Genomic DNA, 15,401 nt, shown 5'->3' with positions numbered 1-15,401 from the left:
CCGCGCTCTCAGGCTACAGCACGCGGGCCACGGCGGGCGTCGGGACGTGGTGAGCCGGGCGCCATGACGCGACGGTCGAGCTCGCTCGCACGCCCCTGGCCCCTACGAAGCCCTCACGACACGCGGGCCACGACGAGCGTCACGTCGTCGTCGAAGGAGCGCTCGCCGCGGAACCTGGACACCGCCTCGACGATCGCGTCCCTCGCCTCCTCGGGCGGGCAGGCGGCCACGCTCTGGAAGAGCGATCGCAGCCGCTTCTCGGTGAACTGCTCGCTCGACTCGTTCTCGCACTCGGTCACGCCGTCGGTGAACCAGAGCAGCGCGTCGCCGCCCTCCAGGGCGATGGTGCTCGACGTGTACTCGGCCGAGCTCGCCGCCCCGAGCGGCTCGCCCTGCGCGGCGAGCTGCCGGAGCGCGTTGTTCCTGACCAGGTAGGGGAACGGGTGCCCGGCGTTCGCGAGGGTCATCGAGCCGGCTGCGGGGTCGAAGATGCACGCCGCGCACGTCATCAGGAACTTCTGCTGCCCTGCCTCGAAGATCGAGCAGTTCATGACCCGCAGCAGCTGCGCCGGGCCGATCGCCTCGCGCGCGAACGTGCGCACGACGTCGCAGGCGGCCTTCGCCGCCCCCGTGATGATCGCGGACGAGATGCCGTGCCCTGTCACGTCGCCGACGACGGTGAGCAGCCTGCCGTCCGGCAGATCGTGGAACGTCCACCAGTCGCCGCCGCACTCCGCCGCGGGCTGGAAGTGGCTGGCGAGCCGCAGCGAGGGCCGCTCGATGACGTTTTCGCTCGGCACGAGCATCTGCTGGACGGCGCGCGCGACCTCGAGCTGCTTCTTCAGCGACGCCTTCTCCGCCGTGTCGTAGAGCAGCTGCACCAGCCGGTCCCCGAGCGCGACCAGCTGCACGCGGACCTCGTTGATCGCCTCGTCCGAGCCGCTCGCGCCCGCGGCGTCCTGGGCCGCGCCGCCGGGCGCCGCGCCGCTCAGGGAGAAGAGCTCGCCGAGCTTCGACGCGAAGCGCCGCTTGGCCGTGGAGATCGTCGAGCCGACCTCGATCGGCCGCGACGGCTCGACCTGCGAGCTCGCGGCGTCGTGGAAGATGGTCAGCGCGTCCCCGATGGCCACGACGACGCTGCGCAGGCGGTCCCGCTCGGCCAGGAGCTGCCGGTGCAGCGCGCCCATCTCGTTCGTGGAGAGGTCGAGCGAGCGGGTGAGCAGGCTCCGATCGTCGGCGACGTGGCGGTAGTGCTCGCTGATGCGCGCGACCACCTTGTGCCAGGTCTCCTTGTCGGGCGGCGCGTCGAGGTCCTCGATCCCGAGGCGCCGGAGCTGCCGCGCGAGGAGCGGATCGATCTCAGCCATGGCGCCCGCCTCGGCCGGCTCGCCGTCCTCTTGCGCCGCGCGCGGGCGTCACCACCCGGTCCGCTCCAGCGTCTCGATCGCCGGCGTGGAGCGCTCGAAGAAGTGGAGGGACGCCGGGAGCGAGCGGAACTCCCGCGGGTTGACGTCGAGGTCCCAGAAGGAGGTGACCATGGTCGAGGCCATGGGCGAGACGTCGACGACGAGCACGGCGCCTGCCGCGTAGATCTTGAGCATGCCGAGCCCGGCGCCGCCGCGCGACGTGTCGAGCACGGGGGCGCTCGTCGAGTCGGCGCCGCGGGCGCTCAGGCCGCGGGTGATGCCCTCGAAGACGTGGTGCCGCCGGAGGCCGCCGAACGGATCGTGGGCCTGGAGGGCGAGGTACGCGCCGTCGGTGCCGAGGCGCAGGGTGGGGATCTCGTTCTCCTCGAGCACGAGGTCACGCCGCCTGTCGTGCGCGTAGCGGGGCCGGCCGCGGCGGTCGACGGGCGCGTCGTACATCGCGTTCATGAGCAGCTCGTGCGCGAGGGAGGCGATCCGCTCGGCGACCCGCGCCGGGGCGCCGGAGCGCTCGGCCCAGTGCGCGACCTCGGCGACGGTGCGGTCTCGGTCGTCGCTCGTGCGGGGGCGCCATTTCACGATGGTGGCGCCCCAGGAGAGCAGGTCGGAGAGCCGAGGCGGCAGGGCGAGCGGCTTGAGGATGCGGCGGACGGCGAGGGCGATCTCCCAGGGCCGCGGCATGGAGGCGAAGCTCGGCCAGCCGACGATGCTGGAGAGGCGGGGCTCCTTCAGGGCGGCGTGGAGGATCGCGTCGGTGCTGCCCGAGGTCCACACGAGCAGGTGCATGCTAGGGTATCGCTCGGCCGCCCACTCGAGCGCGAGGTCGAGATCGGCGGCGTCGCAGCCGAGCAGGAGGGGCCGCTCGGACAGCCGGGCGCGCAGCTCGGCGGGATCGCTGGCGACGGGCACGTCCTGCAGGCCGGAGGCAGCGGACATCGCGCGGGCGATGCGCTGGCCGACGACGCGGTTCCGCTCGAGGACGGCGATCGTCGCTTTGGGAGGAGAAGCGCTCAAGGGCTCACCGCGGGTTATCCCCCTGGGCAGCCGCTGCCCCGGGGGTGGACACGGCCCATTACATCACAGCGCGCGTCCGAGAGGTGCCGTGAAGACGCCGAGCCGCCGCGTGGGCGTGGAGGCGCGGGGGACGCTCGCCCCCGCAGACGACCGCACATGCGGAGCCGGCGGCGCCGCCGAGCGCCGGCTCCGGGCCCTGGACGGCATTCCTCCGTCAAGCCGCCGTGCCGGTCACCGGACGCACTGAGACCAGGCCGTCTTGTTGTTGACGGTGTGCTGCTCCCAGTCGAGCGTCGTTGGATTGTACTCGAGCCAGACGCCGTCGGTCCAGTTGTTCGAGGTGAAGGGCCCGCCCAGCCCTGTCATGCCGCACGCCACCCCGCCGACCGAATTGCTCGCCAGAAGATCGACGCGATGGTTGTTGCCGGCGAGCCACTGCCATGCGCCGTAGTTTTGCGGCACGTCCACGCAGATGGCCTTCACCGTGGCCGTCACCGGGGTATCCACGCCCGTGGTGCTGACGCCCTCGAGGAACCATTCGCCCGAGGCGTCCTTGCGCACCTTCGCGTAGTCCGTGATCCAGTTGTTGAACCTGAACGCGCCGTCGCTGATCACCTGCGTGAGGAAGCACCGCCGTGACGACGTGCCGAATCCCATGCTCGTCGGCAGGCCCTCCCCCGGTCCCCAGGTCCAGGTGTATTGACCCGTCCTGTTCTCCGCCGTGTTGACGCACACGGCGTTGGCGCCCAGGTTCTGGCCGCTGGCGGCGTCGACCTCGAGGATCCAGTCGCCGCCGGACCGCTGTACGCGCACCGAGGCCTGAGAGCTGGCCCCGAGCTTGCCCCAGACGCCTGCGAGGAAGCACGTCCGGTCGACGTCCGTCCCCAGGTTGAGGTCGCAGCTCCCGCCGCATCCCCAGCTGTACCCCGACCAGCCGATCGCCGCCTGGGCCTCCCCGACGGCCTCGTCCAGGGTCCCCTCGCCCTCGTCGCCCATCTCGCTCACGCAGCCCAGCGAAAGGGGAGCGACGATCAGCGCCAGCGCCGAGCCGAGATGAGCGCTCCACGGCTTGTTCATCAGCGGATTCGATCTCATGGGAGGAGCTCCTTGGCAGAGGGGAAGTGAGTCGATTTCAAGTTCAGGACAACACTACGACCTCTATCGTTTTCAACGATGGTTTGTCAACATGGTTAACTTTCGAGCAGCGCCTCCTCTGCGACATGAAGCATGAAGGAGGAGGTCCGGAATCAGCGAGCACCACGCGCGGGTGAGCCCCCTGCTCGCGTGTCGCTGTCCGGCTCCGGCTCCGGCTCCGGCTCCGGCTCCGGCGCGCGCGGGCCCGCGACCCGCTCGACCAGGCCACGTCTGCGCGTTGACACCCACATGACTTAACCGGTAAAGTGTTCCATGCCATGCCGAGCCCGGCATGGAGGACCTCGCGCGGCCGTCCGTCGTCCCCTGTCTGCCGGGCGACGGCGCCGCGCGCTGTCACGGGGATGGAGCGTCGCGGGGACCCGGCGTCGCCCGCGCGGAGAGGCTTGTCATGAAGACTGGACTTATGTCGCGTCGCATCTTCTTTCTATCGGCGCTGATGCTTTCCGCCGGCGCCGCCGCGGGTTGTTCTTCCAAGGAGAAAGCCGAGGCGGCGCGTGGCGCGCCGGAGGGGTCGGCCGCGTCCGCGTCGACGCCTGCGGCGAAGGGCGCTTCGATGGTCACGATCTCGAGGGAGCAGCAGGCTTCCTGGGTGCGGAGCTTCAACCCCCTGCTCGCCGAGGGGAGCGTGCGATTCCCGACGCTCGCCGGCATCTACGAGCCGATGCTCATCTTCAACACGATGAAGGGCGAGTACACGCCGTGGCTCGCCACGAAATACGCGTGGAGCGACGGCAACAAGAGGCTCACCTTCACGACCCGCTCCGGCGTCCAGTGGTCGGATGGACAAGCATTCTCGGCGAAGGACGTCGTGTTCACGTTCGAGCTCCTGAAGAAGCACGCCGCGCTCGACCTCTCGGGGGTGTGGAAGTTCGTCGAGTCCGTGAAGGCGACGGACGACACGACGGTGGAGTTCGCGTTGAAGCGGCCGTACGTCCCGGGGCTCAGCTACATCGGCCACCAGCCGATCGTGCCGGAGCACAAATGGAAGGACGTCGCCGATCCGGTCACGTACGCGAACGAGAACCCCGTGGCGACGGGGCCGTTCACCGAGATCAAGACCTTCCAGAACCAGGTCTACGAGCTCGGGAGGAACCCGAACTACTGGCAGAAGGGGAAGCCGGCCGTCGATGGGCTGCGCTTCCCGGCGTATCCGGGCAACGACCAGGTCAATTTGGCGATCATCAACGGCGAGGTCGACTGGGCGGGCGCGTTCGTCCCCGAGATCGAGAAGGTCTATGTCGCCAAGGACCCGGCGAACCACCATTACTGGTTCCCGCTCGTCGGCGGCATGGCCACGCTCTACCCGAACAGCACGAAGAAGCCGTTCGACGACGTGCGTGTGCGCAAGGCGATCAGCATGGGCATCGATCGGGCGCAGATCGTGAAGATCGCGTCCAACGACTACACCCAGCCGGCGGACGCGACGGGGCTCGACGACTCCTACGAGCGCTGGCGCAACCCGAAGGCCGTGGCGGCGGGCGACTGGGTGAAGCTCGACGTGGAGAGGGCGAAGAAGCTGCTCGACGAGGCCGGGTACGCGCCGGGCCCGGACGGGATCCGGGTGAAGGACGGCAAGCCCATGCGCTTCGAGATCAACGTCGTCACCGGCTGGTCCGACTGGGTCCGCGCGGTCCAGATCATGACGCAGAACCTCAAGCAGCTCGGCATCGACGCCTCGCTCAAGGCGTACGATTTCAGCGCGTTCTTCGAGGCGCTCCAGAAGGGCACGTTCGACATGTCGATGGGGTGGACCACCGTCGAGCCGACGCCCTACAACTACTACCGAGATCTCATGTCCGCGGAGCTCGTGAAGCCCGTCGGCGAGGCGAGCGCGCGCAACTGGCACCGCTACGGCGACAAGGAGGCCGACAAGCTGTTCCAGCAGTTCGAGGCGGCGACGGAGTCAGCGGAGCAGAAGCGCATCCTCGACGAGGTGCAGGTGCTCTACGCGCAGAACGCGCCGGTGATCCCGCTCTTCAAGAACCCGTCCTGGGGCGAGTACAGCACGAAGCGCTTCACCGGCTTCCCCACCAAGGAGAACCCGTACGCCAAGCTGTCGCCGAACAACCCGCCGGAGTACCTGCTCGTCCTCACGGAGATCAGGCCGAAGTGACGCGCCGCGGGCCTCCGCGGGGGACACCGCGAAGGCCGCGCCGACGGTGATCCCCGTCATGGGTGGCGGGCTCACCACGCCCCGAGCGCCACAACGCCGATCTGCTGGGCCGTCGTCACCGGCAAGACACGGAGGGCGGCCGGCGCCGCATTCGCTCGCGGGGACGAGGAGCCCGCGAAGAAGGACACAACGGTCGCAGCGCCAGCGACGACCCCCGTCGCGACAAGGGCGGCCCCGAGGGCGCGGGACGTGTCGCGCTGGACGCGCAAGCGGTGGAGCTCGGGGCATGCGGAGGGCTGCGGCACCTGGCGGCACGCGTCGGAGGTCCATGCTGGATCGCGGTCGAGGCCGTCGCCGCGCTCATCGATGTCTCCATCGAGGACGTTCGCCCGGAGCATGAAGACGGTCCCCGAGGAGATGGCGGCCGTCGTGACGGCGATCCCCGCGATCCGCAGTGTTCCCGGCCACGACGTCCAGGGCCCAGGCGGGGCCGCGGCCGGCGCGACCGGTTCGCTCTTCTTGGCGCTCGGCTCGGGGGCGGGCGGGGGCGGCGGGGCCACGCGAGAGAGCGTCAGCGCCGCGCCGACCGTGCCCCCAGCGGCGATCTCGACCCGCTGCGAGAGCTCCTCGTACCCCGACAGCCGGGCCAGGACCGTGTGTTTCCCCGGATCGACGAACAGCTCGAGGACCGTGGCCCCTGTGCCGATCGGCTCCCCGTCCAGGAGGACCTCGGCGTCGGGCGGGGCGGCAGCCACGTAGATCCTTCCGACGTGCTCCAGCGCCTTGTTGAAGGCGCTCGTGAACCGGCGGACGAGCGCCTCCTTCAGGGCGGCGTCGTGCTCGAGGCTCTCCCCCAGGTGCTCGGCGGCCTCCCGGTGCTTGCCCTGCTCCAGCTCGGAGAGCCCGAGATACCCGAGGACCTCGGCCAGCTGCGCCTCGGTCATCCCCGCGGCGTCGGGCGCCGCCAGGGCGGCCTCGAAGCGCGCCTCGGCGTCCGCCCACCGCCGCCCGAAGAAGGAGATCCGCGCCTGCTGGCGCAGCGCCGCGGCCGCCGGCGGCGCCCCTCCGGGCGGCGGCGCCGCGCGCGAGGGCGCCGTGGCGCTGGTCAACGCGCCGAGAAGGCAGCACCGCAACAGGACCGACCGCAAGCGCAAGCGCGTCATGGATAGCCCACCTTATCAACGACGTCCCCAGCCCGGCAACGGCGCGCGCCCGCGCCGCTGCATGCGTTTTCACGACGATTTGACGTCGTCTCGACGTGCCCGTCGACCGCGCGCGCACCTGAACGTCTGCTCCTCGCGCGATACCGCCCGGCACGGCGGGTCGTTCCACTTCCATCCGCACCCCGGGCTGGTGTTCCATGGAACGGTCCCCCCCACCCACGCGCGAGCTCGATCCATGCCCCCTGCCGCCTCGCCCAACTTCGCGTTTCTCGCCCACCACGACCCGCGCCTCGTCGTGCTCGGGACGCAGGCGGAGCGCTACTTCGCCGAGGACCCGAACACCTGCCTGGTGAAGCTGCGGCAGTTCGGCGAGATCCTCGCTCAGCGCGCCGCCGCGCGCCTCGGGCTCTACATCTCGCCCGAAGACAACCAGGCCACGCTGATCGGCCGCCTCCGCGACCGGGGCGCGCTCGACGCGACGACACGGCAGCTCTTCCACGACCTGCGCATCGCCGGAAACAAGGCGACCCACGAGCTCCGCGGCGACCATCACGAGGCGCTTCACCAGCTCAAGATGGCGCGCGAGCTCGCCGTCTGGTTCCAGCGCTCGTTCGGGAACAACAGGAAGTTCGACCCTGGGCCCTTCGTGCCGCCCCCGGATCCGGCGAAGGAAGACGCCTCGCTCGCCGCCGAGCTCGAGCGGCTGCGCGGAGAGCTGGCCAGGAGCAAGGTCGACATCGAGGCCGTCCGAGCCGCCGCCGAGGAGGAGGCAAGGAAGCGCCTCACGGCCGAGGAGCGCGCCCGGAAGGAGGCCGAGGACCGGGCGCTCTGGGAAGCGCTCGCCACCGAGGCCGAGCAGAAGCGGTCGAAGGACGTCGAGGCCTTCGAGCGCCAGAAGGCGCAGCTCGCCGCGCAGCTCGCCGCGGAGCTCGCCGCCCTCCAGGCCCAGGCCGCGGCGGCGCCCGCCGCGGAGGTTCAAGCCTTCGTCGACCGCGCCGCGGAAGCAGCGCAGGCGATCCACCTCGACGAGGCCGCGACCCGCCGGCTCATCGACAAGCAGCTCCGCGACGCCGGATGGGAAGCGGACTCCGAGCAGCTCCACTACAGGCGGGGAACGAGGCCGCAGAAGGGAAAGAACCTCGCCATCGCCGAGTGGCCGACGGAGACTGGCCCTGTCGACTACGCGCTGTTCGTCGGGCTCGAGGCGTTCGCCGTCGTCGAAGCCAAGAAGATGAGCGTGGACGTGGCCAACGTGCTCAAGCAGCAGACCACGCGTTATAGCCGTGGCTTCCAGGTGGAGGGCGACGCCAGGTTCGCGGGTGGTCCATGGGGAGGGGCGCACAAGGTGCCGTTCCTCTTCGCCACGAACGGGCGGGCGTATCTCAAGCAGCTCGAGACCAAGAGCGGTATCTGGTTCCGCGACGCGCGGCGGCCAGCCCACCTCACGCGCCCGCTCCAGGGCTGGTACACGCCGGAGGGGCTCGTCGCGCTCTTCAAGCAGGACATCGACGCCGCCCACGCCAAGCTGGGGAGTGAGCCCACGGGCTACCTCGATCTGCGCGACTACCAGATCAGCGCCATCCGGGCCGTGGAGGCGGCGATCGAGAGCGGGCAGCGGGCGTGCCTCGTGGCGATGGCCACGGGGACGGGGAAGACGCGCACCGCCATCGGGCTCGTCTACCGGCTGATCAAGGCCCAGCGGTTCCGGCGCGTGCTCTTCCTCGTCGACCGGAGCGCGCTCGGGGAGCAGACGGTGGACGCGCTCAAGGACGCGCGGCTCGAGAACCTGCAGACGTTCGCGGAGATCTACAACATCAAGGGTCTCGACGACGTGCGGCCCGACGCGGGCACCAAGCTGCATGTCGCGACCATCCAGGGCATGGTCAAGCGCGTCCTCTCGCCAAAGGAGGAGGGCGACAAGGAGAAGAGCGACGTGCCGCCGGTCGACCAGTACGACTGCATCGTCGTCGACGAGTGTCATCGCGGGTACACGCTCGACCAGGAGATGAGCGACGTCGAGCTGAGCTTCCGCAGCCTGGACGACTACGTCTCCAGGTACCGGCGCGTCCTCGATCACTTCGACGCGGTGAAGATCGGCCTCACGGCCACGCCCGCGGCGCACACGGCGGAGATCTTCGGCAAGCCGGTCTTCCTCTACTCGTACCGTGAGGCGGTGATCGACGGTTGCCTCGTCGACCACGAGCCGCCGGTGTCCATCGTCACCGAGCTCGCGAGGAAGGGGATGATCTGGAAGAAGGGCGAGCAGATGCGGCGCATCGACCCGCGCACCGCCGCCGTGGAGCTCGTCGACGTCAAGGACGAGGTGAAGATCGACATCGACGGATTCAACAGCAAGGTCATCACCGAGAGCTTCAACGAGGTCGTGTGCGCCGAGCTCGCCAGGCACATCGACCCCACGCTCCCCGGGAAGACCCTTATCTTCTGCGTCAACGACGCTCACGCCGATCTGGTCGTCAGGTTCCTGGAGGCGGCGTTCGCCGCTCACTATGGCAGCGTCGACGAGGGGACGGTGGCCAAGATCACCGGCCACCCCAGCGTCGATCGCCCGCTCCAGCTCATCCGGCACTTCAAGAACGAGCGCCTCCCCAACGTGGTCGTCACCGTGGATCTCCTGACCACCGGCGTCGATGTCCCGGCGATCTGCAACCTCGTCTTTCTGCGGCAGGTCAAGAGCCGCATCCTGTACGAGCAGATGCTCGGCCGGGCCACGCGCCTGTGCCCGCAGATCGACAAGGCGAGCTTCCGCATCTTCGACGCGGTGGCGCTGTACGAGAACTTCGAGCGCCTCACCTCGATGACGCCGGTGGTGAACGACGTGAGCTTCTCGTTCGAGGCGCTCGTGGGCGAGCTCCGGACGGTGAAGGACGCCGAGGCGCGGGCGGCGGTGCTCGAGCAGCTCATCGCCAAGCTCCAGCGCAAGCGGCAGGTGCTCAAGGGGGATAACCTGTCCCGGTTCGAGAACCTCGCAGGGATGTCGCCGGCCGAGGTCGCGCGCCTGCTCAAGGCGGGGACGCCGGAGGCTGCGGCGGAGTTCTTCGCCCAGCACGGGTATCTCGTCTCGTTCCTCGACAGGAAGAGCGAGGCTGGCCGGCCGATGATCGTCTCGGAGCACGTCGACCGGGTGATCGAGGTGGGGCCTGGTCACGGCAAGGTGGCGCGGCCGGACGATTACCTGGAAGGCTTCGCGGCCTATCTTCGCGACCACGGCAACGCGCTCCCGGCGCTGATGCTGGTCACGCAGCGGCCGCGCGACCTCACCCGCGAGCAGCTCCGGGAGCTCAAGCTCGCGCTCGACGGGGCCGGCTACAGCGAGGCGGGGCTGCGGGCCGCGTGGCGGTACAAGACGAACGCCGACATCGCCGCCTCCGTCATGGGCTTCATCCGGCGCGCGTCGCTCGGCGATCCGCTCGTGCCTTATGGCGAGCGGGTGGACCGGGCGGTGGCGAAGATCGGCCAGAGCCGCGCGTGGACGAGCGTGCAGCGAAAGTGGCTCGAGCGCATCGGCAAGCAGATCAAGGCGGACGAGGTCGTGGACCGGGCGGCGCTCGATCGCGGGCAGTTCCAGGCCGACGGCGGCTTCCAGCGGATCGACAAGATCTTCGACGGGCAGCTCGAGCAGGTGCTGGGCGACCTGAAGGAGGCGATCTGGGAGAAGGCGGCCGGCTGACTGTGGTAGGTGGAAAGCGCCGACCATGACGACCGCTGACATCGTCCGCAAGCTCTGGGATCTGTGCCACGTCCTGCGGGACGACGGCATCACCTACCACGAATACCTCACCGAGCTGACGTACCTGCTCTTCCTCAAGATGGCGAAGGAGACGGGCACGGAGAAGGAGCTGCCCAAGGGGTACCGCTGGGACGACCTCGCTGCGAAAGAGGGTGTCGGGCTGCTCAACTTCTACCGCGCCACGCTGCTCCACCTGGGCACCGAGGCGTCAGGGCGCGTGCAGGCGATCTTCGTCAACGCCAAGACGTCGATCAAACAGCCGAAGAACCTCGAGACGCTGGTGAAGGAGATCGAGCGGCTCGACTGGTACTCGGCGCGCGAGGAGGGACTCGGCAACATGTACGAGGACCTGCTCGAGCGGAACGCGAGCGAGAAGAAATCGGGCGCCGGGCAATACTTCACGCCGCGGCCGCTCATCGACTGCATGGTGCGGCTGGTCCAGCCCAAGGCGGGGGAGCTGGTGCAGGATCCGGCAGCGGGGACGGCGGGGTTCCTGATCGCGGCGGATCGGTTCATCAGGGCGGATGACAAGATCTATGAGCTGAGCCAGCGCGAGCAGGATTTTCAGAAGAAGAAGGCGTTCTACGGGATCGAGCTGGTGGAGGACGCGCACCGGCTGGCGCTGATGAACCTGATGCTGCACGGCATCGAGGCGAACCTGGTGCGCGGGGACACGCTCGCGTCCGACGGCGAGCGGCTGGCGCCTGCGGATGTGATCCTGACGAACCCACCCTTCGGGACGAAGAAGGGGGGCGGGCTGCCGTCGCGGAAGGACTTCACGTACCCGACGTCGAACAAGCAGCTCGCGTTCTTGCAGCACATCTACCGCGGGCTGAAGCCGGGCGGGCGGGCCGCGGTGGTGCTGCCCGACAACGTGCTCTTCGAGGAGAACACCGGGGCGCAGATCCGGGCAGATTTGATGGACAAGTGCGATCTGCACACGATCCTGCGGCTGCCGACGGGGATCTTCTACGCGCAAGGGGTGAAGACCAACGTGCTGTTCTTCACGCGCGGGGAGGAGCGGAAGGACAAGGGGAACACCAAGGCCGTATGGGTCTATGACCTGCGGGCGAACATGCCCTCGTTCGGGAAGCGGACGCCGCTCGGGCAGGAGCACTTCACGGAGTTCGAGAAGGCGTTCGGGAGCGATCCGTACGGGAAGAGCCGGCGGAAGGATCAGGGGGAGGAGGGGCGCTTCCGGAAGTTTACCCGGGAGGAGATCAAGGGTCGGGGGGATAACCTCGACATAAGCTGGCTCAAGGACGAAAGCGTGCATGGGGCAGCCGACCTGCCGGAGCCGGAGGAGATCGCGGCGGAGATGCTTGAAAAGCTGCGGATCGCGACGGCTGAGATCCAGGCGCTCCAGGCGGCGCTAGGGGAGGATGCGTGAGTTACAGCGATGATCTCCCTCCGGGCTGGATCTCCGTGATCGCGAGCCATGTTTCCGAAGTCCGACTCGGCAGGCAGCGCTCACCGGACAAAGTGGCGGGCGATTACCTTAGACCCTATCTCCGCGCAGCCAATGTCACCTGGAATGGTCTCGAACTCTCCGATATTAAGAAGATGAACTTCGAACCGCGAGAATTCGAGACATATCGCCTACATCCAGGCGATGTGCTGCTGAGTGAGGCGTCGGGCAGTGCGAGCGAAGTAGGCAAGCCCGCTATCTGGCGCGGAGAAATCGATGGCGCCTGCTTCCAGAATACTCTCATTCGCATTCGCTCGCAAATGCCCCTGCCGGAATATCTATATTATCACTTCTTGAACGATGCTCGGTCAGGCCGATTCGCCGATGCGGGCAAGGGCATCGGAATCAACCATCTGGGCGCCGACCGCATATCTAATTGGGTGCTGCGATTGGCTCCCCTCGCCGAGCAGCATCGCATTGTCAACAAGCTCGACGAGCTTACTTCCCGCAACCGCCGCGCCAAGGAAGCACTCGACGCCATCCCCGCGCTCCTCGAGCGCTTCCGCCAGTCCGTGCTCGCAGCCGCCTTCCGCGGCGATCTCACGGCAGACTGGCGGGAGAAGAACCCCGACGTGGAGCCGGCCGAGGAGCTGCTCAAGCGGATCCGCGCCGAGCGGCGGCGGCGGTGGGAGGAGGCGGAGCTCGTCAAGATGCGGGCGAAGGGGAAGGTGCCGGGGGACGACCGGTGGAAGGAGAAGTACGAGGAACCCGCGGCGGTGGATGCGAGCGAGCTACTGGAGCTGCCGGAGGGGTGGTGCTGGACGAGCATCGATGAGGTGAGCAGTTGCGAGCGGCCCATCTGCTACGGCGTTGTCCAACCAGGTGATGAGGATGAACGTGGCGTACCGCTGGTCAGAGTCTGTGATCTGGAAAGTGGGACAGTTCTGACGAGTCAGCTTCGGACTATCAACGCGACCGTCGATGCAGAATATAGCCGGTCACGTCTCCAGGGAGGAGAGGTCTTAGTTTCAGTAGTGGGCACGATTGGCCGCGTGGCCGTGGCGCCTCCTGATACTGCAGGTGCCAATATCGCACGTGCCGTTGCCCGTATCGTGGCCGATGCTGTTCCGGCCGGATGGCTTGCGTCGTGGCTCTCCTCCACAACAATGCAGCACCGGCTGAACCTCGACGCTAGAGAAGTCGCTCGAAAAACGCTGAATATCGATACGCTGAGGAAGTGCGCGGTTCCAGTCGGGCCGCGCGGCGAGATGGACGTGGTTGTAGAGCGTGTTCGCTCTCTGCAACTGTGGACGCAAAAGGTTGAAACGGCTGTACATCCGGCTCGCGCAGCACAAGATCTGCTCGACCGCGCCATCCTCGCCAAAGCCTTCCGCGGCGAGCTCGTCCCCCAGGATTCGAACGACGAGCCCGCCTCCGTCGTCCTCGAGCGCCTCCGCGCCGAGCGTGAGCAGAACGGCAAGACCACCAACGGCGTCGGCCGCCGCCGCACCGCTGCATCTCCGCCCCCAGCCCCATCCGACCCCACGGTTCCAGGAAGGAAACCCCATGCAAGCCGCCGAAGCCAAGCGCCGGCGCGTTCTCGAGGGTAGCAAGCAGTTCCCGGTGCCGCACTACCGGCGGCCGTACTCCTCCCCCTGGCAGCGGGCGCAGTGAGAGGCATCTGGCAGCCTCGCCTGCCGAATGGACCCACCGTTACCGCCGCGACCGGGAGCGCTCAGCCTTCGCAATGGCCAGCAAGTAGCCCGCGCGCGACATGCGGCCGACCGCACCAGATTCGTACGCACTATAGCATTAACATAGTCGTGATGTAGACAACCTGTTGACGTCGCCTTCCAGTGGGAGAACGGTGCGCGCATCCGGAAAGCGGAGGAAAACAGGGGAGACGGCTTGAAGAAGGCGAGCGCGCTCGTGTCGTGCGGCGGGCTCGCAGCGATGCTCGTGTCGGCATGCGATTTGTCCTACACTTGCGACACAGTGGAGCCGGGAAGCGCGGGTGCTGGATACCCGACAGAATCCGCAGGGGCGGGAGATTTCCCAAGTAACGGCGAAGAAGACGAAGGCGGAAGCGAAGACGTGCGCAGCGACTCGTCCGCGTTAATGGCAGGGTGCACGCCAGTTCACGAATGTACCGAGATGTACGAAAAATGCAGGGACATGGGGCGGCGGTGCACGCGTCCGATTGGCCACAGGAGTCTTTGTGATTACTGCCGCGAAGATTGCCAGGACAAACGTCCCTACAAGTACAGTGAATGCTACGAGTGTGGGTTTAATTGAGCATGACGGACGCCCCTATGCTTCTTGATGCGACGCACGTCGCCTTTGATCCGCCAACAGCAGACCGCCTGGTTCAGCTCGGTGCTACCAACGTCGTGCGCGCGTCAGACTGTCTCGTCATCGGACCGAGCCGTCGGGATGCCGCAGAACATAACCGGCTCCGCGAGACGTGGTTGTCCCTCTCTGAAGCCCACTCCGATAGGGATGATTCTGGCGAAACGTGGGATCGGCTCTACGCTCCGGATGTTCGCTGGGAGCCGCCCGTCGTCTTGTGGGTATCAGTGAGCCTCCACGAGCGAGTGAACCTATGGAGGGCCTGTAGCTGGTTGAGGCACATCGGGATCGCATTCAGTGACGTCATTGTCGCCGAGTTCGAGTTTGTGTACGGCACAAGAACAAGTCCTCCAGAGCCGCCGATCGTTCCGCGGTTCAACTGCTCCGCATCGGTAGCGGACCATTTGGACAAGGCTCTTCTGGATCGTCTCGACGAATCATGCCCTTGGCCAGCGGAGCGCTACGACCGTGCCGTTCGCCTCTGGGAAAGCTACACCGAGGAGGATCCCTTGGCCTTCGTCGAGAGCTGCATGGCTGGCGTCGAAGGGTTCCCAGAGCTTGCCCCCTTGTGGGAGCTTCTGTCATGCTTCTTTCCGAGAAGGACCACGGAAGGCGCCCTGCGCCTCAGCCGATTCGACGAGCTCATCCTGACCATCCTTTCGGGACAGGATTACAAGACTGACGTGTCCGTGTTCTGCGACAGGTCGCAACCTGGACTGGACTTGCGAGAAATTCTCTCCTGTACAGGCGACCTGTTCCTGGAAGGTCGTCTGTCCCGATGGGCGAGGCACGATTCGAGCGCATTCGTGGAGCGCGCGCCTGGCCCGAATCCTGACGAGGGGATGAAGTCGTTCGTCTACCGCCTCACCGAACGTGGCATCCGACTCCGCGACGAGGGGCTCGAACAGCTCACGGATGCGCCAAGCCTGCCCATCGCCGGGACCGAGGCGTATGCACCTTCCTCCCCCTGGATATTGCTCGAAGACGGACGGCTCGCTCGGCTGTGAGGGGTAGCAGCGGCTCCGGC

9 protein-coding genes are annotated in these 15,401 nt (G+C 67.6%); 5 read left to right on the top strand and 4 right to left on the bottom strand.

What is annotated here, in order from left to right; translation table 11 throughout:
- Nucleotides 1-113: 113 nt before the first annotated feature.
- From WMF44_RS45200 to WMF44_RS45190, 3 genes are all read right to left on the bottom strand, one after another.
- The gene (locus tag WMF44_RS45200) at nt 114-1,367 is read right to left on the bottom strand and encodes a PP2C family protein-serine/threonine phosphatase (RefSeq protein WP_437296237.1); all 1,254 of its coding nucleotides are present in this window, start codon (nt 1,365-1,367) and stop codon (nt 114-116) included.
- A gap of 48 nt (nt 1,368-1,415) precedes the next feature.
- Nucleotides 1,416-2,438 carry a hypothetical protein gene (locus WMF44_RS45195; RefSeq protein WP_437296236.1) on the bottom strand — a complete coding sequence of 341 codons (1,023 nt, stop codon included), beginning with the start codon at nt 2,436-2,438 and terminating at the stop codon, nt 1,416-1,418.
- Between the two features lie 231 nt (nt 2,439-2,669).
- On the bottom strand, nt 2,670-3,533 hold the full coding sequence (locus WMF44_RS45190; RefSeq protein ID WP_437296235.1) for a hypothetical protein: 864 nt from the start codon (nt 3,531-3,533) through the stop codon (nt 2,670-2,672).
- Between the two features lie 448 nt (nt 3,534-3,981).
- Here WMF44_RS45190 and WMF44_RS45185 point away from each other — a divergent pair, with 448 nt between their 5' ends.
- Nucleotides 3,982-5,706 carry an ABC transporter substrate-binding protein gene (locus WMF44_RS45185; RefSeq protein ID WP_437296234.1) on the top strand — a complete coding sequence of 575 codons (1,725 nt, stop codon included), beginning with the start codon at nt 3,982-3,984 and terminating at the stop codon, nt 5,704-5,706.
- A 71-nt stretch (nt 5,707-5,777) separates the two neighbouring features.
- On the opposite strand, the gene WMF44_RS45180 is transcribed toward WMF44_RS45185, so the two are convergent.
- Nucleotides 5,778-6,869: a PEGA domain-containing protein gene (locus WMF44_RS45180; protein WP_437296233.1), complete on the bottom strand. Its 1,092-nt coding sequence runs from the start codon at nt 6,867-6,869 to the stop codon at nt 5,778-5,780.
- A gap of 235 nt (nt 6,870-7,104) precedes the next feature.
- Between WMF44_RS45180 and hsdR the strand changes: the two genes are divergently transcribed.
- From hsdR to WMF44_RS45160, 4 genes are all read left to right on the top strand, one after another.
- Nucleotides 7,105-10,557, top strand: a complete 3,453-nt coding sequence (gene hsdR / locus WMF44_RS45175; RefSeq protein ID WP_437296232.1) for a type I restriction-modification system endonuclease — start codon at nt 7,105-7,107, stop codon at nt 10,555-10,557.
- 25 nt (nt 10,558-10,582) lie between these two features.
- The gene (locus WMF44_RS45170) at nt 10,583-12,007 is read left to right on the top strand and encodes an N-6 DNA methylase (protein WP_437296231.1); all 1,425 of its coding nucleotides are present in this window, start codon (nt 10,583-10,585) and stop codon (nt 12,005-12,007) included.
- On the top strand, nt 12,004-13,635 hold the full coding sequence (locus tag WMF44_RS45165) for a hypothetical protein (protein WP_437296230.1): 1,632 nt from the start codon (nt 12,004-12,006) through the stop codon (nt 13,633-13,635). Before WMF44_RS45170 ends, WMF44_RS45165 begins: the two co-directional genes overlap by 4 nt.
- A gap of 687 nt (nt 13,636-14,322) precedes the next feature.
- A complete protein-coding gene (locus WMF44_RS45160; RefSeq protein WP_437296229.1) occupies nt 14,323-15,381 on the top strand; it encodes a hypothetical protein in 1,059 nt (352 codons plus the stop codon).
- The last annotated feature ends 20 nt before the right edge of the window (nt 15,382-15,401 follow it).

This window comes from Sorangium sp. So ce426 (genome assembly GCF_051475585.1).
GTDB lineage: Bacteria > Myxococcota_A > Polyangia > Polyangiales > Polyangiaceae > Sorangium > Sorangium cellulosum_B.
The sequence above is the reverse complement of the archived record's forward strand: the minus strand, read 5'-3'. Positions and strand labels throughout refer to the sequence as shown.